General features: G+C 43.2%; 12 protein-coding genes and 1 pseudogene. 5 read left to right on the top strand and 8 right to left on the bottom strand.

All coding sequences use genetic code 11. The annotated features are described in order from the left end of the window. Nucleotides 1–26 precede the first annotated feature (26 nt). On the top strand, nt 27–248 hold the full coding sequence (locus tag QUA01_RS22725) for a helix-turn-helix domain-containing protein (protein WP_333092525.1): 222 nt from the start codon (nt 27–29) through the stop codon (nt 246–248). Next, on the top strand, nt 249–860 hold the full coding sequence (locus tag QUA01_RS22720) for a ScaI family restriction endonuclease (protein WP_333092524.1): 612 nt from the start codon (nt 249–251) through the stop codon (nt 858–860). On the opposite strand, the gene QUA01_RS22715 is transcribed toward QUA01_RS22720, so the two are convergent. Further along, on the bottom strand, nt 852–1715 hold the full coding sequence (locus tag QUA01_RS22715) for a DNA-methyltransferase (RefSeq protein ID WP_333092523.1): 864 nt from the start codon (nt 1713–1715) through the stop codon (nt 852–854). The two genes, QUA01_RS22720 and QUA01_RS22715, sit on opposite strands and share 9 nt — an antisense overlap. A gap of 179 nt (nt 1716–1894) precedes the next feature. Between QUA01_RS22715 and QUA01_RS22710 the strand changes: the two genes are divergently transcribed. Continuing rightward, nucleotides 1895–2533: a histidine phosphatase family protein gene (locus tag QUA01_RS22710; RefSeq protein WP_333092521.1), complete on the top strand. Its 639-nt coding sequence runs from the start codon at nt 1895–1897 to the stop codon at nt 2531–2533. 41 nt (nt 2534–2574) lie between these two features. Here the strand turns inward: QUA01_RS22710 and psaK are convergent, their stop codons facing one another. Continuing rightward, nucleotides 2575–2835: a photosystem I reaction center subunit PsaK gene (psaK, locus tag QUA01_RS22705; protein WP_333092519.1), complete on the bottom strand. Its 261-nt coding sequence runs from the start codon at nt 2833–2835 to the stop codon at nt 2575–2577. Between the two features lie 271 nt (nt 2836–3106). Here psaK and QUA01_RS22700 point away from each other — a divergent pair, with 271 nt between their 5' ends. Beyond that, nucleotides 3107–4321: an acetate kinase gene (locus QUA01_RS22700; protein ID WP_333092517.1), complete on the top strand. Its 1215-nt coding sequence runs from the start codon at nt 3107–3109 to the stop codon at nt 4319–4321. A 115-nt stretch (nt 4322–4436) separates the two neighbouring features. Here QUA01_RS22700 and QUA01_RS22695 read toward each other — a convergent pair whose 3' ends face one another. The 5 genes and pseudogenes from QUA01_RS22695 to QUA01_RS22675 all read right to left on the bottom strand — a co-directional run. After that, nucleotides 4437–4598 (bottom strand): hypothetical protein, encoded by a 162-nt coding sequence (locus tag QUA01_RS22695; RefSeq protein WP_333092515.1) that lies wholly within the window; start codon nt 4596–4598, stop codon nt 4437–4439. A gap of 58 nt (nt 4599–4656) precedes the next feature. Then, nucleotides 4657–4809 carry a hypothetical protein gene (locus QUA01_RS22690; RefSeq protein ID WP_333092513.1) on the bottom strand — a complete coding sequence of 51 codons (153 nt, stop codon included), beginning with the start codon at nt 4807–4809 and terminating at the stop codon, nt 4657–4659. Then, a complete protein-coding gene (locus QUA01_RS22685) occupies nt 4790–10924 on the bottom strand; it encodes an AAA family ATPase (RefSeq protein WP_333092511.1) in 6135 nt (2044 codons plus the stop codon). The genes QUA01_RS22690 and QUA01_RS22685 overlap by 20 nt, the downstream gene beginning before the upstream one ends. Before the next feature lie 223 nt (nt 10925–11147). Next, nucleotides 11148–16517, bottom strand: a complete 5370-nt coding sequence (locus tag QUA01_RS22680; RefSeq protein ID WP_333092509.1) for an AAA family ATPase — start codon at nt 16515–16517, stop codon at nt 11148–11150. Between the two features lie 631 nt (nt 16518–17148). Beyond that, nucleotides 17149–17538, bottom strand: a pseudogene (locus QUA01_RS22675) (CHAT domain-containing protein); the annotation flags it as partial. Between the two features lie 295 nt (nt 17539–17833). On the opposite strand from QUA01_RS22675, the gene QUA01_RS22670 reads away from it, so the two are divergent. Continuing rightward, nucleotides 17834–19582 (top strand): hypothetical protein, encoded by a 1749-nt coding sequence (locus QUA01_RS22670; RefSeq protein WP_333092506.1) that lies wholly within the window; start codon nt 17834–17836, stop codon nt 19580–19582. Nucleotides 19583–19723: 141 nt separating this feature from the next. Here the strand turns inward: QUA01_RS22670 and QUA01_RS22665 are convergent. Continuing rightward, on the bottom strand, nt 19724–21284 hold a 1561-nt coding region (locus QUA01_RS22665; protein ID WP_333235379.1), incomplete at its 5' end, for a CHAT domain-containing protein.

Below are 21284 nucleotides of genomic sequence, written 5' to 3'. Positions count from 1 at the left end.
ACCGTGACAAGCTTTATATTTTCGGTGTGACAAAAAATATCAAGCTTCAAATATTTGGCAAACAAGTTCGGAAATTGAGAAAAGCAAAGGGGCTAAGCCAAGAAAAGTTAGCTGAACTAGCAGAATTGCATCGAAATTATATTGGTGGCATTGAACGTGGTGAGAGAAATATCGCTCTTCTGAATATTTTGCGTCTAGCTAAAGCTTTAGGAGTATCGCTAAGCGAATTGTTAGAGGGGATAGAGTAAATGAGTTCACCTTATGCGGGACTTGCACCAGAAGCTTGGAAAGTAAAAACACGGGAATTGATAGAGATACATCCACTTAACCCGGATGAAATATATGAAGTAGTAATTCAAGTTTGGCGAGAAATATTTGAATCTAATCTAACTAGCGCCCACTACAAAATAGGTGTAGATTTATTTCCCCGCCCCCAAATTATGGGATACTTTTTGCACGAACTAATCCCGTTAGAATTGGCTAGGCGATACCCAGCAATTTGGCGTCGCGAAGAAAATGCGACTGAAAAAGATATTGTCTGTCTTCTAAACGATAGCTTCTCAATCGAAATTAAAACATCTTCAAGTAATCGCAATACCTATGGAAACCGCAGTTATACTCAACTCAGCACTACTGGTATAGAAGGAAAGAAGAGTAAATCAGGCTATTACCTTGTTGTTAATTTCCAGAAATTTAACAAAAACGTTCAAGGTTCACAAAAACCGCAGATTAACTTAGTCAGATTTGGATGGTTAGACCAAGAAGATTGGCAAGGTCAAGCTGCTGCAACCGGTCAGCAAGCGAGATTAAGCCCTGCTGTTGAACGTTATAAATTGCTGCAATTACCAACTTTAGAATAAAGATAATTGTGCTTCTATGACTTGTTTTTCTCTCAAAAAAATATCAATTCTATTAGCGGCAATATCGCAGTAATCAGCCCTGATTTCAAATCCAATAACTTGTCGCTGCAAACCCAGAGCCACAATTGCTGTAGTCCCGGAACCCATAAACGGATCTAAAACAATTTCGTTTAAATTCGATGAAGACTTGATGATGCGATCTAAAACAGCAACCGGAAATTGAGCGGGGTGAGATGTGCGTTCTTTTGAAGCTCGGTTTTTCCCGGACGTAACTTTTGGGAACTGCCAAACATCCGTCGGATTTTTGCCTTTTAAATTTACTTTAATCTTGCCGTTCTTCTTTTGATTTGGATATTTCACATTTGGGTCGCGTACTTCATCCAAATTAAATATATAATTGTCGGGATTTTTGACATACCAGAGAAACTTTTCGTTGCGTGGTGAAAAAAACTTGCTGCCCGCAACTCCCGCACCGTAATTCCACACAATTTCTTGAATCAGATAAAAAGGTACTTTGTCCCAAAGTAGATAGGAAATCGGAATTGCTTTGGCCCGATCGCGCACAGACAAGTAACCTAAATTTAGCCAAAACGCCCCTCGATCAACCGTTGTCCGGTAAACTTCCGCTATCCACCGCTGGCACCAGTCTAAATACTCATCCAACACCAAGGATTTTTCGTACTCTTTGCCAATATTGTAAGGCGGGCTGGTAACGGTTAAATCTACAAATCGATCTGGCAACAGCTTCATTGCCTCCAAACAATCCATGTTGTAAATTAGACAATTAGGAGCTTGAAAGTAAGGTTTCCCTAAAATCCTCTCAATTTCGATCGAACTCATGAAATGCTGGGACATTCTTTTCTTGACAAAGTGCAATACCTATAGTATATAAGTAAAACAACTAAGATCGATGTCATCTTAGCATAAACCAACCCCGCTCTAAAATTGGTTTATTCAAAATGATCTGTAATGCTTAAAGAAATAGAAATCCAAATTTATGAGGACGGTCGTCCTCACTACGAACCTAGGAATTTATGAGCTTAAAAATCTACTTTGTACGACACGGTGAAACAACTTACAGCAAGACTGGCGGCTACTGCGGCGACCTCGACGCAGAATTAACACCGGAAGGTTCTATGATGGCCGAACAATTTGCCGCAACTTATGCAAAATTGCCTTGGAATGCTGTTTATGTCAGCCCCATGAAACGCACGATCGCAACTGCGAAACCTCTGTGCGATGCTGTGGGAATTGAAATGCAACTTCGCGACGGATTGAGGGAAATTAAGTACGGCAAGTGGGAGGGTAAAACAGTTGAGTTTGTTCGTGAAAAATATGCTGATGATTATATTAATTGGTTGACGGAACCGGCTTGGAATCCACCGACTGGGGGGGAAACTTCTGTGCAAATTGCTAGCCGATCGTCCTTAGTGATCGCAGAAATTCAGGAAAAGTACAAGAATGGTAATGTTTTGGTGGTTTCCCACAAGGCGACTATTCGGATTATTTTGTGCAGTTTGTTGGGGATCGATTTGGGAAGTTATCGCCTTCGCATTGCCGCCTTAGCAGCTTCTGTGAGTGTTGTCAAGTTTGATGTGCGCGGGCCGATGTTGGAGGTTTTGGGCGATCGATCGTACATGGATGAAACTCTCCGCAATTTGCCCGGTACTTGAAATTGGCGGTAAGGTGCGGGGGCGCACCCTACATTCTTCAACTAAAGTGCGCCCAAGTAAGACAATCCTAAAATCGTACCTGTTCCCAGAATATGACCGAAGCAGAGACTTCCGACAAGTGCACCCAAGCTCAAACCGCCCACCAGATTCGCTGAGGGCGCGGCTGGGCCTGTGTGAGGATTTTTGATGGTTAAGCTGCCGAAAGCAATGGCTGCAACATTGCAAATAATCATAATTAAACCGATTTCGGGGCTCCACTCTACGGTTCTGGCCGTAACGGTTAGTAAAATTGTTGTCAGCATGGCGATCGACTCCTTAATTTTTAGTCCATGAAAATCAGATGATGAAGATATATCAAACAACAGCAACCCGCGGCTACATATTGAATTAATTTTTAATAATTTGACATATTCCTTAACAAAGTTATAATGAGTGCATAGCTAACAATTAATACGGATAGCCAGAAACCGGGTTTTTTAGCAAAATACACAGGTTCCAACCAACAGAAAAGGTAAAAAAATAGGGCTGGCACGGGGCACCGCCCCTACTACTAATTCCCAATTCCCAATTCCCATGAAAATCCTAGTTTTAAATGCAGGTTCTAGCAGTCACAAAAGCTGCTTGTACGAACTAAATGACCGACTTCCCGATCGCGCGCCGCAACCCCTCTGGGAAGCGCAAATAGACTGGACTCACCGCAAAAATGCCGGGGAGTTGCAAGTCAAAACTGCTGCGGGCAATACGCTTGCGGAAGAATTCGCTTCAAATTCTCGCTCCCAGGCCATTGCTCGGATGCTGGAGACTCTGTGGCAGGGAAAAACTCAAGTTATTAATAGTTTAAAGGACATTGATATTGTCGGTCATCGCGTCGTTCACGGCGGGCGAAAATATCAGCAAAGCACGCTGATTTCGCCGGAAGTCAAAGAGGAAATTTCTCGTTTAGCTGAGTTTGCTCCTGTCCACAATCCGGTTAATTTGGCAGGCATCGAAGCAATCGAAGAAATACTGGGAAATGTGCCGCAAATTGCTGTTTTTGATACGGCTTTTCACGCTCAATTGCCACCCGCTGCGTTTGTTTATCCTGGCCCCTACGAATGGCTGGAAGAGGGGATTCGGCGCTACGGTTTTCACGGCATTAGCCATCAATATTGCACTCGCAGGGCTGCTGAAATTCTCAACCGCGATTCTGCCGATTTGCGGCTGATTAGCTGTCATTTGGGCAACGGATGCTCTCTGGCGGCGGTTCTCGGTGGTCGGAGTGTTGATACTACGATGGGTTTTACTCCTTTGGATGGTTTGATGATGGGAAGTCGATCGGGCGCGATCGATCCTGGTATCATAATTCATCTGTTAAGGCGATCGCACTTTACTGCTGAGGAACTAGATAATATTCTGAATCGAAATTCTGGTTTGAAAGGGATTTCTGGGGTTTCTAGCGATATGCGGCAAATTTTGGCAGCGATTAAAGATGGTAATTCTCGGGCTCAACTTGCTTTGGATATTTACGTGCACCGTTTGCGGGCAGGTATCGGGGCGATGTTGGCGAGTTTGGGCGGGTTGGATGCTTTGATTTTTACTGCGGGTGTTGGGGAAAATTCGGCGGTTGTGCGGGCTGCGGCTTGTGAAGCTTTTGGATTTATGGGGTTAAAATTGGATGGGGAGAAAAATTTGAATTCGCCAGTGGATGATGATGTGGCGGCGGTTGATTCAGCGGTGCGGGTTTTGGTGATTCACACTCAGGAAGATTGGGAGATTGCGCGGGAATGTTGGGATATTTTTCGCGGATGATTTGGTTAAGCGATCGCCCTTTGAGGCTACTTGAACACAAGCGAACTCTTTTCTGGTGGGTAATAAATATAAAAGGGCGATCGAGATTTGGAGTTCAACATCGAGAGGGAGGATGTCAGTCTTCAGTTGACACCAATGCAGACTGACAGCGTTCCCAATAAATTTTAGCCACGCGATCGGCCTGATTCTGCCGCCAACACTCGGAAAACAGCCGCGCCCCTTCCAATAATATCAAATCCGGTAGCATCGGAGTTATATCAATTCCGGTTGCACTCATACATGATCTTAACAGTCAACAGTCAACAGTCAACAGTCAACAGTCAACAGTGAATTTACTATTCCGATGAAGAAAGGATTTGATATAACTTCCCTTCCGAGTAAATTTTCAAAGCTTTGGCAAACAATTCCAGCGTAGCTAACTTGCCCGTTTTGATTTCTAGCGGGTCAGCATCAAACACCTCATCAAGGTCACATAACTCCCATTCCATCAATCATAGCTGACGCAATAATTGTATAAGCCTCTACCCAAGCTTTTTCAGTTTTAGGTGTCCACTCTAAACCCATCTGCGCCTTCAGGGCTTGAATGAGTGCATTGGCCACAACAGGAAAATGTTCTACTGAAACGCCATATTTGGCATGAGTTGCACCTAATCCCTTAGCAAAAACATTAATTAACTTAGGTTTCCGTAAATTTTCAATAATTATTTCTAAGCTTTGCCAAAGCTTTTCTTTTTGCAGTCCCATGTTTGTATTTATAAAAAGACTTTTAATCTGAGAAGAACTATCAAAAAGTATTTCATAAAAGTTACTTACAAATTCATCAGATCGAGGTTTAACTAATGCTAAAGTTCTCTCTAATAGCTCGATATTTAAAGTGATAGTTTTTTGTTCACACCAGTCCAAATAAATTTTAGCAACTTGATCCGAAGGGCAGAAGCTTAAACATTGAACAAAAAATTCTGTAGCTTCGATAAATTTTTGTTGCCGGTATAATATCAAACCTCGATCAAATAAATTTTTTGTTGTTAATTTACCTCGCTTTGTTTCAGGAATATCTGCCTCAAAAACTTCATAAATTGTAGATAAGTTTACTTTTCCCTTAACACTAACTTGAGCAATCATCCGCATAGCATAGTTGCTAGGATTAGCTAATTTGTTAAAAGTCTGCTCTGTAATCAGTAAAGTAACACCATAAGTTTTTGTTAATCCTTCCACACGAGAAGCTAAATTCACCGCATCACTAATTACCGTCGTATCCATGCGATTTTGCCCGCCCACAGTCCCTAACATTAAATTCCCAGTATTAATGCCAATGCCAATCTTAATCGGGGCATAACCAGAATTAACCCGCTCTTGATTGTATACTTGAAGTTGATGCAGCATGGCAATACTGGCGTTTACTGCATTATCAGCATCGCCGCTAAATAGCGCCATAATCGCATCACCAATATATTTATCAATAAAGCCATTATTTTCAATAATTGCCGATTCCATCCGAGATAAATAAGCATTAATAAAATGAAAATTATCCTCCGGCGTCATACTTTCCGAAAGCGTGGTGAAGTCGCGAATGTCGGAAAACAACACCGACATTTCTAACTGCACTTGGTCGCCTAATTGGACATCAATGATGCTTGATTTATTTAGAAACTGGAGGAATTGATTGGGAACGAAACGCTCGTAAGCTTTGTTGAGTTGGAACAGTTCATTGGTAAACCTGAGTTGCTCTGTTTCGGCTTTTTTGCGCTCTGTGATATCTTGAAAGGCTGCTAAGCTGTAGGCAATATTGCTTTGATTATCATAGATAGGCGTTCCCCAAACTTCGATCGGAATAATCTTGTTGCCTTGGTGAATTTCCATATCATCTACAGTGGCACTTTCGCCACTCAACGCTCGCGTAGTTGGCAATTGTGCAGAGGGATATTCCTGCTCTGTTCCAGATTGATAGAGTTGATAAACCTCTGGTAGTTGCTCGGTGGAGACTTCAGGAATAATTCCTTTACCCAATAATTGAATAGCAGCGCGATTAATATAGTAAGGTTTGCCAGAAGCATCCATCACTATCACACCTACTGGAATTGCTTCTAAAAATTGAGTCAGTCTGTTCTCACTTTCGCGGACTTCTGTATAAAGCTTAGAGTTTTGAATCGAAATAGCCGCTTGTCCAGATAACACTTTTAATAGTTCCACTCTTTCTGGCGTAAAAGCTCCCGCTGTCAGATTGTTTTCTAGGTAAACAATACTAATAATTTGAGATTGATTAATCAGCGGCACGCATAAAATTGATTTGGGGTGATTCTTTTGGATGTAGGCGTCGTTAGTAAATTGTCCTTTTCGGAAAGCGTCATCCAGTACCACGCTTTCTTGAGTGCGGGCCACATAATTGACAATTGCAGAGGAAAGTTCTTGACAATTTTCAACGGGGATTGACTGCAAAACGGTGACTTGTTCAGAATTTATTGTCCCTTCAGCTTCAATTAACAGCGTTCCCTGGCTGGACAAAATCAGATAGCCTCGTTGTGCTCCTGCATTTTCCATCAAAATTTTCATCAAACTAGACAGTAACTTATCTAGCATAATTTCGCCAGAAATTGCCTGAGAAGCTTTCATCACCGTGGTGATATCTAGATTACTACCCGAACCAATGGCCGTCACTGATGCGGTAGTTTTAGTGTTTTTTATTCCCGATTGAATTGCTGACAATAACTGGGGATATCGCGTTTCTAAATCCTTTACCTTAGCAGTGGCTCCCCATTGGACATAACGATAATACGCCTCAATCATGTAGGTTTGAGCAATTTTTTCTTTGCCCCATTCTAGATAAAATTTGGCTGCGAGTTCGTTGGCAAGGGCTTCTTCGTTGAGGAATTTATTTTCTTTAGCTCCAGAAATGGCGCGATCGTACATTTCAATCGCCTCAGCTTTATTACCCAACACCCGTTGCCGTTCTGCCTCAACTAAATACCATTTATGCAGATAATTCATCGGAGCATTTTGGGCCCATTGATGCAGAGTGGTTTGATGGGTTTCCACAGAGGCGAGAAGATCAGCTTGCTCGGTTTCTGGCTGTGTTGGGAAAAGTGCCAAGTTCGTCAGGGCGGCATAGAAATGGAAAATGGGAACAAGAACAGTTCCTGATACTGCCATCAAATACTGTTTGGCTTGGGCAATGTAGTCTAGGGCAGCCGTGTAATTGCCCCCTGAGTAGGCAAGCAACAGTTTGTAGATGTAAAGAGCAGCGATCGCCGTCAGGTCATTGTTCTGATGGTGCTTAGGAATCATCACCGTTTCATCATAGGCCTTGCCGATTAAGCAATCCCACAGAATACCGGCTTCCCTCAAGTTCCACACCATCTGCTGCTTCATATCCAACAAAGCCTGGGCAGAATATTGCTTCACCTGAGCCAAGGCAGCACTGTAACTTACTATTTCGGTTTCCCAAGTGTCTAGTTCTACCCCACCAAAAAAGTTGGTATCAAAGTAAATACTTATGCTGTAGCCAGCGTCTAGAAAGTCGCCAGTTTCCATGCCAGCCGTAAAGCTATCTTTTAGCCTCGGTATCGTTGCCAAGAGAGATTCTTGATGATGCTGAATCCAGCCACCAAACACAAACATAATCATGGACTTGAATTCGGGTATATTGAACCGATCGAGCAATGAAAGTGCCAATTTACCAAAGGCATAACCCGTTTCCACCTTTCCTAAAAAGGCACACAGAACCATCCCGTGCATCGCATACCCCACCGTCGATGCGGGTGCATTCCCAAATGAGACCGATAAACTCACCATCGTGGAGGTAACTAGGGGCAGCAAACCGGGCATTGCTTGAAAAATGGGTGCACATAACATTCTTAAGAGTTGCATAGCTGCCCGAGTCTGTGGATTTGTCATCAAAGGCAAGTCAACCAGTTGCTCGATCTGTCTGCCCTGAAGTTGGCTATTCAGGGTTTGTAGCGCTTTACCAATCGTGGCTTTGTCAGGTTCGCTGGGGAGATCGATTCCCAATAGTCGCAGGGCCTCTCTACCGATTGCGATCGCCTCCAACAGCTTGCCCTGGGCTGTCTGGGCGACGATTGAAATTTCGTAAATTTTGATTTTGTCTAAAATTGTCTGAGCATTCTGCAATACCTGTGCTGCCATCTGTTCCATAACTTCAAGGTCAGCATTCAAATAGGCGGCTTCGGTAGCAGCAACATAAAGATTCAGGGTCAACTCATACTGACTTTGCCAGCAGTTGGCCCTCAGTAGCTCAATCCCTGTTTGCAAATAGATATTTGCTGCTGCGTAGGCGGTAGAACTTCTTGCCTTACCTCCCGCTTCTAAGTTGAGTTGGGCTAAGGCTTCTCGTTCGCTTAATTGATTGATTAACTCAATTCCTTGATTCAAATGCCCCACAATATCAAAGAGCTTTTCTTCTTTTTCTGTATCCGAATATTTGTGTAGGAGTAACTGTCCGATTTTGAGATGAGTGGCTTGTTTTTGGTTTTCGGGTATTAGGGAATAAGCTGCTTGCTGGACGCGATCGTGCAGGAAGCGATAAGTTGGATTGGTAACAGACTCAGTATTGGATTGAGCATCTGTTGGAATGAAGCATTTATAGCCTTCTGTAATGGGTAAAATGAGTTCTTCTTGTAATGCTCTCCAAAGTGCTGATGCTGTTTGTTCGGGTAGTTCTTCGTTGACTATTGCCAAGGTATCTAAATCAAACTGCGCTCCAATGCAGGCGGCAAGTTTAATAACCTCCTGAGTTTGGGCAGGCAACTTCTGCAATTGCACCGCCATAAACTCCACCACATCCGAGGCGTGGGTAAGTCTAGCTTGAGCAATATCGCACTGCCACCCCCCTTTACTTCCCCCCTTAGTAAGGGGGGACTGAGGGGGGTCAAAGCTAATTTGACCATCTTCATGCAACACCTTGAGGAATTGAGTCGAGAAAAAGGGATTACCTTGGGTTTTTTGATAAACCAATTCTGTCAAAGGTTGAGCCAACGATAAATTACAAATCAGCGTATCTGCCACCAACTGATTCATATCTGCTAAACTCAACGGTTCCAACGTAATCGTATTAACCACTGCCCCAGACTTAATAATCTCATCCACTGTCAACATAAACGGATGAACGGGCGACACCTCATTATCCCGATAAGCACCCAATACCAACAGATGCCCCCTATCCTTCATCAACAGTTCTAGCAATTTCAAAGATGCGCCATCTGCCCACTGCAAATCGTCCAAAAACATCACTAAGGGATGTTCGGCGGTGGTAAATACTTGCACAAATTTCTGCATCAGCAGATTGAAGCGATTTTGTGCCGCACTCCCTGACAGTTCTAGTGCAGTCGCTTGACTGCCAATAATGCGTTCTAATTCAGGAATTACCTCAATCAGCACTTGCCCACTATCACCTACTGCTGTCAGAATCAGGGTTTTCCATGTTTGTACCTGAGCCTCACTTTCTGATAATAATTGCCCCATCAATTCCCGAAAAGCTTGCACAAATGCACTAAAGGGAATATTGCGCTGGAATTGGTCGTATTTGCCTTTGATAAAATAGCCCCGCTGTCTGGCGATCGGCTTATGAACTTCGTTCACTACTGCGGTTTTACCAATTCCAGAAAAGCCAGCCACCAACATCATTTCCGCGCTACCTGTACTGACTCGTTCAAAGGCTGCTAATAGACTAGAAACTTCAGTTTCTCTGCCGTATAACTTTTCGGGTATCAGGAAACGGTCTGTAATGTCCCGCGTTGCCAAGGCAAATTCTTCTATGCTATCCGTTTCTTGTAATTGAACCAGACACTTATCTAAATCGTGCTTGAGTCCGCCGGCCGTTTGATAGCGATTTTCCGCATTTTTTGCCATCAGTTTACTGACAATTTGCGAGACAATTAGGGGAACTTCTGGCTTAATTTCGTGCGGAGGAACTGACTGCCTAGCAATATGGCAGTGAACTAGCTCTAAAGCATCTTCTGTCTCAAAAGGCAGTTTTCCTGTCAGCAATTCGTAGAAGGTAACGCCGAGGGAGTAAAAGTCAGTACGGTAATCGAGAGTGCGATTCATCCTGCCAGTTTGTTCCGGCGATATGTAAGCGAGGGTGCCTTCAAGAACGCCGGGGTTTTTCAGTATCGGTGTTTCTCGGCTTAGCTGAGTGGAAATGCCAAAATCAATAATTTTTAATTGTTTTGTTTCCGGGTTGTAAACAATATTAGAAGGGTTAATATCTTTGTGGATGATGTTGGCGCGGTGAATTTGCCCTAAAATTTCAGTGGTGGCGATCGCAATTTGTAAAAATTCCTCCAGAGTAAAGGAGGGCTGCTGCATCCAAATTGTCAAGGATTCGCCGCCAAAGTCCTCCACAAACATCACGAGGCTGTTTTGGTATTTTTGCAAGTCATAAACTTGTATGACTCCCGCCTCCTTCAGCTCTTGGGTGATGCGGTATTCGGTGCGGTAGCGCACCAATTCTTGAGGTGTGGGGTAGCTTTCTTTGAGCAGTTTGAGGATAATTGGCTCTTGATCTGCTTCCCGAATTGCCCGGTAAACCAGAGAGTTGACACTTTCGTAAAGCAGCGTCTGGACAGCAACGCCTGGAATAGAGAGCATATTGGTTTTTATGGTAAAAATTAAAGCTAACTCAAAACGCACCAGCTTTGTCTAGAGCATAGCGCGTTAGAAAGGAAAAAATTTTGTTTTTGTAACAAATGTTTAGTTTTTTCGGTAGCAACCTGCAAATACTTTGTGGTAGCCCCGATTTCGATCGCCTAATTTGTATGCTGCATCAACAGTCGATCGCACTTTTGATTTGATTTTTAGGTATAGCAACCGCTTAATTTAAATTGTGTAGCCTGTCTTTGATTTTTGTGCGAGTCACCAATGCAGACTGACAGCGTTCCCAATAAATTTTAGCCGCGCGATCGCCCTGATTCTGCCGCCAACACTCGGAAAACAGCCGCGCCGCTTCCAATAACTTCCCTTCCGAGTAAAGCGCCCTAGCTTCTACAAACAATTCCAGCGTAGCTAACTTGCCGTCTTTAATTGCTGGCGGATCTGCATCAAACACCTCATAAACCGTCACCGCTTCAGATTTTCCCTTAACTTTTACCGTATCTAGCGTGCGGATTGCGTACTGAGATGGATTTTTCAGGCGCGTATAAGTTGGCTGAGTAATTAACAGCGCCACCCCATAATTTTTTGTCAAACTTTCCACGCGAGAAGCTAAATTCACCGCATCGCTGATTACTGTCCCATCCATGCGATTTTGTCCTCCCACCGTTCCCAGCATCAAAGAACCCGTATTAATGCCAATCCCAATCTGAATCGGGGCACAGCCTGAATTAGCGCAGTATTGATTGTATTCAACGAGACGGTGCAGCATCGCAATTCCCGCTTTCACCGCATTATCCGCCTCACCGCTAAACAGCGCCATAATCGCATCCCCAATATATTTATCAATAAACCCCTTATTTTCATTAATCACGGGTTCCATGCGAGAAAGATAGGAATTGATAAATTTGAAATTATCTTCCGGCGTCATAGTTTCCGAAAGTGTGGTGAAGTCGCGAATATCTGAAAACAACACCGACATTTCTAACTGCACTTGGTCGCCCAATTCCACATCCACGATGCTTGATTTATTTAGAAAGTGGAGAAATTGATAGGGTATAAATCGCTCGTAAGCTTTGTTGAGTTGAGCCAGCCTACTTTCATTTTCGCGTACTTCTGTATAAAGCTTAGAATTTTGAATAGAAATAGCTGCCTGTCCAGATAACACTTTTAATAATTCCACTCTTTCTGGCGTAAAAGCTCCGGCTGTCAGATTGTTTTCTAGGTAAACAATACTGACGATTTGAGATTGATTGATCAGCGGCACGCATAAAATTGATTTTGGCTGATGCTTTTGGATGTAGGGGTCGTTAGTAAATTGTCCCTCTCGAAGGGCATCATCTAGTACCACACTTTCTTGAGTGCGGGACACATAATTGACAATCGCAGAACAAAGTTCTTGACAATTATCAACAGGGATTGAGTGCAGCACGGTGACTTGTTCGTCATCGATTGCCCCTTCAGCTTCAATTAACAGTTGTCCCTGGCTTGACAAAATCAGATAGCCTCTTTGCGCCCCTGCATTTTCCATCAAAATTTTCATCAAGCTAGACAGTAGTTTATCCAGCAATATTTCGCCGGAAATCGCGTGAGAAGCCTTCATCACTGCGCTGATATCTAGGTGATTCCCCGAACCAGTCGTTGTCATTGCTACGGTAGTTTGAGTGTTTTTCCTTCCCGGTTGAGTTACAATAAATAATTGGGGATATCGCGTTTCTAAATCTGTTACCTTAGCAGTTGCTCCCCATTCAACATAACAATAATACGCCTCAAATATGTAGGCTTGAGCAATTTTTGTTTTGCCCCATTCACCGTAGAATTTTGCTGCGAGTTCGTTTGCAAGGGCTTCGTCATTAACATATTTGTTTTTTTTGGCTCCAGAAATTGCGCGATCGTACATTTCAATCGCCTCGGCTTTATTGCCCAACACCCGTTGCCGTTCTGCTTCAACTAAATGCCATTTATGCAGATAATTCATCGGAGCATTGTTCGCCCACTGTTGCAGCGTGCTTTGATGGGTTTCCACTAAGGCAAGAATTTCAGTTTGCTTCGTTTCTGGCTGTGCCCGAAAAAGTGCCAGGTGCGTCAGGGCAGCATAAAAATGAAAAATGGGTACAAAAGCCGATCCAGATACTCCCATCAAATACTGTTGGACTTGGGTAATGTGGTCTAGGGCCGCCGTGTAATTGCCATAGCAGTAAGCAAGCAGCAGTTTGAAAATGCAGGCACAGGCGATCGCCGTAAATTCATTATCCTGATAGTGCTTGGGAATCATCACCGTTTCATCATAGGCAGATCCTATTAACAAATCCGGCCGAATACGGGTTTCTCTCAAGTTTTGTACCGTCTGCTGAATCATATCCAAATAAATCCGAGCAGAATATTGTTTCAACTGCGCCATGACAGCCCTGAAACTTGCTATTTCTGCTTCCCAAGTATCTAGTTCTACACCAGCGAATAAATAAGTATAAAAACAAATATATATATTGTAGCCAGCGTCTACAAAGTCGCCTGTTTCCATACCCAACCTATAGCCCTCTTTCAGCGTCGGTATCGTTGCTAAAAGAGATTCTTGGCGGTGCTGAATCCAACCGCCAAACAAAAGTAGAACTGTGGACTTGAATTCGGGTACATTCAACCTATCGAGCAATGAGAGTGCCAATTGCCCAAAAACATAGCCAGTTTCCACCTCTCCCAAAAAGGCACATAACACCATCCCGTGCATCGCATAACCCACTGTCGATGCGGGCGCATTCCCAAAAGAGAGCGATAAACTCACCATCGTTGAGCTCAGCAAGGGCAGCAAACCGGGCATTCCCTGGAAAATGGGTGGAAACAACATACCAGACAGTTGCATAGCTGCCTGAGTCTCTGGATTTGTCATCACAGGTAAGTCAACCAATTCCTCAATTTTTCGGCCACTTAGTTGCCCCGCAAGGGCTTGTAGCGCTTTGCCAATCTTGGCTTCATCGGGTTCGGCAGGAAGTTCAATCCCCAATTGTAAGAGTGCGTCTCTTGCTACTGCGATCGTTTCTAATACCTTGCTCTGAGCTGTCTGAGCGGCAATTTTAATTTCGTAAATTTTAACTCGATCTAAAATTGTTTGGGCTTCTTGCAAAACCTTTGCTGTTATCTGTTCCATACCATCAAAGTCACCATTCAAATAGGCAATTTCAGCAGCAGCAACGTAAAGATTTAGCGCCAATTCATATTGATTTTGCCAGCATTGAGGTGTCAGTAACTCAATTCCCGTTTGTAGATAGATATTTGCCACAGCGTAGGCGGTAGAATTTCTAGCCTTACGTCCAGCTTCTAAGTTGAGTTGGGCTAAGGCTGAGCGTTCACTTAATTGATTGATTAACTCAATTCCTTGATTTAAATGCCCCACAATATCAAAGATTTTTTCTTCGATTTCTATCTCAGAAGAACTTTGTAGCAGCAACCGTCCAATTTTCAGATGAGTGGCTTGTTTTTGGTTGTCGGGAATCAATGAATAAGCCGCTTGCTGGACGCGATCGTGCAGGAACTTATAAGTGGGATTAGCAACAGACTGATTCGGAGATTGAGCATCTACTTGAATAAAGTTATAGCCTTCGGAAATTACTAAAATGAGTCCTTCTTGCAAGGCTTTCCACAGCGCTGATGCCGTCGATTCTGGTAATTCTTCGCTGACTGTTGCCAATGTCTCTAAATCAAACTGCGCCCCAATACACGCGGCAAGTTTGAGAACATCCTGAGTTTGGGCAGGCAACTTCTGGAATTGCGCCGCCATAAACTCCACCACATCCGAGGTGCCGGCAAATTTAACTCGATCGATATCGCACTGCCACCCCCCTGTACTTGCACCCTTAGTAAGGGAGGATTGAGGGTGGTTAAAGATAATTTGACCATCTTCATACAGCGCCTTGAGGAATTGAGTCGAGAAAAAGGGATTACCTTGGGTTTTTTGATAAACCAATTCTGTCAGGGGTTCGGCTAAAGATAAATCGCAAATTAGTGTATCTGCTACCAACTGATTGAGATCTGCTAAACGCAATTGTTGCAGCGTAATCGTATTCACCGTGGCCCCAGACTTCACAATCTCATCCACCGCCAACATAAACGGATGAGCAGGTGATACCTCATTATCCCGATAAGCACCCAATACCAAGAGATGCCCCGTATCCTCCATCAATAGTTGTAGCAATTTCAAAGATGCTGAATCTGCCCACTGCAAATCGTCCAGAAACATCACTAAGGGATGTTCAGCAGTAGTAAATACTTGCACAAATTTCTGCATCAGCAGATTGAAGCGATTTTGGGCGGCACTGCCCGACAATTTTAGTGCAGGACTTTGAGCGCCAATGATGCGTTCTAATTCAGGAATTACGTCAATCAAGACTTGCCCGCTCTCGCCTACTGCTGTGAGGATCAGGGTTTTCCATCTGTCTAACTGAGCGTCACTTTCTGATAATAATTGTCCCATCAATTCCCGAAATGCTTGCACAAATGCACTGAACGGGATATTGCGCTGGAACTGGTCGTATTTGCCTTTGATGAAATAACCGCGCTGTCGGGCGATGGGCTTGTGGACTTCGTTCACTACTGCGGTTTTACCAATTCCAGAGGAGCCAGCGACTAGCATCATTTCGGCAGTAGCATTACCAACTCTTTCAAAGGCAGCTAATAGCTCGAAAACTTCTGTTTCTCTGCCGTATAATTTTTCGGGAATCAGGAAATTATCTGTAATATCATGCGTTCCCAAGTCAAATTCTTCTATGCTATCGTTTTCTTGTAATGCAACCCGACATATTTCTAAATCGTGCTTCAGTCCCAATGCTGTTTGATAGCGGTTTTCGGCATTCTTCGCCATCAATTTACTGACAATTTTGGAGATAATTTGGGGAATTTCTGGCTCGATTTTGTGGGGAGGAATTGGCAGTCTGGCAATGTGGCAGTGAACCAACTCTAAAGCATCTTCTGTCTCGAAAGGCAGTTTTCCACTCAGCAATTCGTAGAAGGTGACACCGAGGGAGTAAAAGTCAGTGCGGTAATCGATAGAGCGATTCATCCTGCCTGTTTGTTCCGGCGAGATGTAAGCGAGGGTGCCTTCTAAAATGCTGGGGTTTTTCAGGGTTGGCATTTCTCGCGTTAGCTGAGTGGAAATACCAAAGTCGATAATTTTGAGCTGCCCCGTTTCCGGGTTATAAACAATATTTGAGGGGTTAATATCTTTGTGGATGATGTTGGTCGCGTGAATTTTCCCTAAAGTTTCAGTAGTGGCGATCGCAATTTGCAGAAACTCCTTGAGGCTAAACTTTCGCCGCAGCATCCATATTTTCAAGGATTCCCCGCCAAAGTCCTCCACAAAAATCACGAGGCTGTTTTGGTATTTTTGCAAATCATAGACTCGCACGACTCCCGCCTCTTTCAGCTCTCGGGTGATGCGATATTCGGTGCGGTAGCGCAGCAATTCTTGAGGTGTGGGGTAGCTTTCTTTGAGAAGTTTGAGGATCAGCGGTTGGCGATCGGCTTCCCGAATGGCCCGGTAAACCAGAGAGTTAGCACTTTCATAGAGCAGTGTCTGGACGGCAACGCCTGGAATCGAGAGCATATTGATTTTTCTGCTAAAAATTAACGCTAAGTCACAACGCACCAGCTTTCTGTAAATAATAGCGCGTTAGAAACGAAAAAAATAGGGTTTTTTAACTCATGTTTAGTTTTTCAGCATCTCGTGGCTTTCAATCCCTCGTTTCTGTCCGCTTTACCAAGCACTTCGCTGCTAACCGAACCGCAAGTTCAAGTAATACCGCGCGCTGCTGGGAAAATAGAAAATGGGAAAAGCATACCGCCAATCATCAAACCCCTCGGAAAATTGCCACGCTAAGTAGGGCTTGTTGAAAAAGTCTTTTCGTTAAGGCTAGGAGTCAGGAGTCAGGAGTCAGGAGTCAGAAGTCAGAATTAGAGGAGGTAAGAATAGTCAGGAATCTAGGAAAGTGATTGACTTTTGATGGTTTCAAAGCTTATTTCTTGCACCTCATTCACTTTTTATCCCTCTTAATCCATTGAGTTATCTAGGTTTTTGGTTAAATCAGCAAGCGCTAAGTAATATCAAATCCTCTGTTCATCGGAATAGTAAATTCGAGTCAACAGTCAACAGTCAACAGTCAACAGTCAACAGTCAACATCACCTGACGGTGTAACCGGAAATGATCTAATAGGAGAACAGGAATATTAATATCTTTTCACCACGGACTTCCAATCATCACAAAAGCCGACCAATAATAAGGATGCGACAACTTCAAATCAGCAAACCCCTGCAAAGATTGCGGCAACTCCACCACCTCACCCCGACTCGAACCCCGCAACCTGCCGCCCTCCAAACGCACATCACCCCGCAACATCGCAATTTGCGCTTCTCGCAGCGCCGCAGCCTTAATTGGCGCAGTCTTCAAATGCTGGTAAAACTCATTCATCAATCCCAAAGTACCCTCATCCGAAACATACCACAAACTCCCCAAAGCCGTTTGCACCCCAGCTTGCAGCGCCAAACCGCCAAAACCCAACTCCGCACTTTCATCACCCACGGCAGTCCGACAAGCACTTAAAACTAACAAATTCACCTGCGGATTATCGCACTACTACCTTGAGTGTTAAGAATTGATGAAAGATTGTCCCTGAGCAATAGTACCATCCGCATTGCTGGCGAACATACCTACCAGCCAAAATTTCAAGAACTATTAAGAAACATCACATTTATCACCAATTTTGAGACAGGTGACTTATAGTTCAATACAATTGACTTAATATTTTTTGATGAACTTCATCTTACGATTTTATAGGCAATACAGGCATTTTTTGCAATTCAGATTATTCTTCAGTCAACCGTATTGACTTATACTTTATAGTTTCCCTAACTAAAACTGTAATATGAATTTAACAAATTCTCGCTATCAGCAATTAGCGCCATATTTAATATTTCTATTTCTTGTCACTTTCTTTTTTGCGATCGCCTCAGTATTTCCTTACCGAATAGAATTCGATCCCCTCCCTCAAATCAAAGGAATTAACCAGTGGTTGAGCGGAGGATCTAGTTTAATCAACTCAGTTGTTACCGTAAATCCCAAAGATATATCCCAAGATATACAAACCTGGATAGTCTGGCACGCTCCAGGCGTTACCTTCGCATTTTTACCTTTAATCGCCCTCGGATTGCCTTTAGGAATTGCAGTCAGAACAACCGCATACTTTTTGTTTCTTTCAGGCGGCTTGGGGTGGATAAAGGTAATAGATACTCTCACCTCTGACCAAAAAATCAAAATAATTATAGCTGTCCTGTTATCTATCTATTATATAGAAATTGGCTCATTATTGGTTTTTACAGCAGGAGATGTCATTCCGTGGGCAGTCATGCCTTGGGTATTACTCTACGCAATGTATCTGTGTTCAATTTTATCATCAGGCAATAAATTTGATAGTCGCCTTCTAATTCATGCAGCTCTACTAGGTCTACTTTTAGGGGGAATTTACTGGTTAAAATACTCTGCTTTTTTAGTTTCTCTAGGAATTCTCGCATATCTAGCTGTATTTTTATGGTTTTTCAGCAAACAATATACCTTGAAAAACCGTTTTATCCTGTTAACAGTTTGTACGGGATTCAGCTTGTTACCCGTAATTGGTCTGAGTGCTATTCACCATTCACTTTCTGGAGTCCATAGTGCTGTAGAGCAATTTCAATCTGCTATTCCTGTGGCATCGCCTTCTACAAGAGGAATGCGTTTTTTATTGAGTTTAATAGCAGCTCCTGGTTTGGGTCTATTCAATTCAGAAATTTTTACTCAAGGCAGGCTGTTGACCTGTACAAGCACAATTTTTAAACAGTTATTTGCTTTAGATATTTCAGGAAAAACAGAAACCTTTAAAATATTTGTAGGTCTAGCAGGAACCTTAGCAGCTTTTTGGTTTGTTGCAGACTGCGCTCGAAAAAATATATACAATAAAAAACTTATTATTCTTTGGGGCTGCCTTTCCACGATTCCTTTTATATTCATTGCATATATATCTTATAAAACTGGGATCAATCTATTAATGGCAGGCATCGGTCGTTACAGTAATCCTTTCTTTATACTTACTGTTTTTTTTGTTATTTCTTCCTACCTTTACTGGATTTCCAATCGGGAAAAATCTATCCTTTCAAAAATTGTCTTGTCTATTTTATTGGTATTCTTTGTATTGCTGCCCCCGCTCAATTATATAGGTGATTGGGCTGAGGCTATAATGTTGCGGAAAAATTACGTAACAACAGAGAATTTTATCTATGTCGATATCTTGTCAAAAATGAATGTTAAAGCGGTAGTTAGTCAAATAAATTCTGCTGTTAAATCACCTAAAGATGTTGTAGTTTTAACTAAAGATACCGATGAATTGCGTTTTGGTTCGTGGCTCGAAATGAGACACAGAATCCTCACACTCCCAATAGTTGACAGTGAAGAAGCTCAGATGAAAATTACAACAGCACAAGATTTGAGAGTCATACTTGTTGTATCTAAGGCTTTGGAGCAAAATGAAAATCAACTGGCGCTAATCAAGCAGAGATTTGCCCAATCAACTGGATGGACTCGGCTGCCAGAAAATCCAGATGCTGAGGTTTCTATTTGGTTTTCTGATTTGAAGGCTTGACAATATATAGCCTTTCTCAGATAAATGAGGTATGTGTGCTAATGGGTAATGGGTAATGAATAATTGGCAGGGCACCAGCTTTTAAGCCGCAAGCTTTGCGGTTATTGTCAATTACCTTTTGCTTTCATTACCGATTACCAATCACCACGGACTGCCAATCATCACAAAAGCCGACCAATAATAAGGATGTGACAACTTCAAATCAGCAAACCCCTGCAAAGATTGCGGCAACTCCACTCCCTCGCCGCGACTCGAACCCCGCAACTTTCCGCCCTCCAAACGCACATCACCCCGCAACATCGCAATTTGCGCTTCTCGCAGCGCCGCAGCCTTAATTGGCGCAGTCTTCAAATGCTGGTAAAACTCATTCATCAATCCCAAAGTACCCTCATCCGAAACATACCACAAACTTCCCAAAGCCGTTTGCACCCCAGCTTGCAGCGCCAAACCGCCAAAACCCAACTCCGCACTTTCATCACCCACAGCAGTCCGACAAGCACTTAAAACTAACAAATTAACCTGCGGATTATTCAATCTCAAATTCTGTAATTGATCCAGTCTTAGCCGACTATCCCACAACTGAATAAAAGAATTACTCGGAGCTCCCGGACGAAATTCGCCGTGAGTAGCTAAGTGAATAATTCCAAAAGGCCGGCTTTGATGCTGTTGTTTCAAATTCTCTAAAGTAAAACCCTCATTCAGAAAACTTGCTCCCGGCCACTCTCGCGAAATAGCAGCTATTTCTGCAGGAACGGCAGGTAGAGGATTCAACTCTGAAAATTCCGACGCGCCCATTGCTAGAACTTGAGAATTTCTGAGATCGACGTAGCGACTATCTGTTAAATTAATGCTGGGCATCAAACTGAGACTGTATTTTTCCACCAAAAATTGCTTTCCGTCGTGCAAAGCAGCAAAGGGCATACCTCTCAAACCCCGATCGACAACAAAGGAAATAGTATCCGTTTCGCACTTTTGCAAATCCTCCTCCAAAGGCGCAACCATCCACTTATAAAGCTTTTGGGCTGATGGTAGATAACTGGTAGTAGTCCGCGCCCCAGGCTTAGTAATCTCACCCCTGAATTCAGTTACAACTTTCAGCAATTCTTCCCGGTTTGCTTGCGACACGGTTTTGTGAACCACTGCACCGCAAGAAGTTACTAACATTAAATCTAATTTTTCTTCTCGCGAAAACAGATAAATTAAGCTGGGTTTCGTGCCCGTTTCTGCACCCACAGATGCTAACTTTTTCTTGATTTCGTCTGGGGATAGCAACTCGTCGGTGGTGTTAATGCCGAAATATTCCCGGAATTCTTGGCTGAAAGATTTTTCCAGCAGAGGTAAAGCTGCCGATATTTGACCGACATCCAAATTCCTGCCGATTTCACTGCGAAATGCTGACTGAATAACTGAATCTCTGATATTTGAATTGATCACATTTCTCAGTCCTCTCGGATCTTGGATTCTTTCCGGCGGCAGCCTTTCTCCGCGTTTTCCTAGCTCTCGCGATATTATGTTTTGATTCCGTTGCTGTTGGGAGTTAAGGGGTTCGTTTGGTTGGGGAAAAACCCGGTTTCTATCTGATGGAAATCTACCGCTTGGAGTTATTCCCGGTGGAGTTATTCCGGGTGGAGTTATTCCGGGTTGAGTTATTCCGGGTTGAGTTATTCCGGGTTGAGTTATTCCGGGTTGAGTTATTCCGGGT

The organism is Microcoleus sp. S36a_B3, from assembly GCF_036700745.1.
GTDB lineage: Bacteria > Cyanobacteriota > Cyanobacteriia > Cyanobacteriales > Microcoleaceae > Microcoleus.
The sequence above is the reverse complement of the archived record's forward strand: the minus strand, read 5'-3'. Positions and strand labels throughout refer to the sequence as shown.

What these genes read in the sequence shown, in the direction of transcription:
- QUA01_RS22720 (WP_333092524.1), top strand. Translation starts at nt 249, where the DNA reads ATGAGTTCACCTTATGCGGGACTTGCACCAGAAGCTTGGAAAGTAAAA.
- QUA01_RS22715 (WP_333092523.1), bottom strand. Translation starts at nt 1,715, where the DNA reads ATGTCCCAGCATTTCATGAGTTCGATCGAAATTGAGAGGATTTTAGGG.
- QUA01_RS22710 (WP_333092521.1), top strand. Translation starts at nt 1,895, where the DNA reads ATGAGCTTAAAAATCTACTTTGTACGACACGGTGAAACAACTTACAGC.
- psaK (WP_333092519.1), bottom strand. Translation starts at nt 2,835, where the DNA reads ATGCTGACAACAATTTTACTAACCGTTACGGCCAGAACCGTAGAGTGG.
- QUA01_RS22700 (WP_333092517.1), top strand. Translation starts at nt 3,107, where the DNA reads ATGAAAATCCTAGTTTTAAATGCAGGTTCTAGCAGTCACAAAAGCTGC.
- QUA01_RS22695 (WP_333092515.1), bottom strand. Translation starts at nt 4,598, where the DNA reads ATGAGTGCAACCGGAATTGATATAACTCCGATGCTACCGGATTTGATA.
- QUA01_RS22690 (WP_333092513.1), bottom strand. Translation starts at nt 4,809, where the DNA reads ATGGAATGGGAGTTATGTGACCTTGATGAGGTGTTTGATGCTGACCCG.
- QUA01_RS22685 (WP_333092511.1), bottom strand. Translation starts at nt 10,924, where the DNA reads ATGCTCTCTATTCCAGGCGTTGCTGTCCAGACGCTGCTTTACGAAAGT.
- QUA01_RS22680 (WP_333092509.1), bottom strand. Translation starts at nt 16,517, where the DNA reads ATGCTCTCGATTCCAGGCGTTGCCGTCCAGACACTGCTCTATGAAAGT.
- QUA01_RS22670 (WP_333092506.1), top strand. Translation starts at nt 17,834, where the DNA reads ATGAATTTAACAAATTCTCGCTATCAGCAATTAGCGCCATATTTAATA.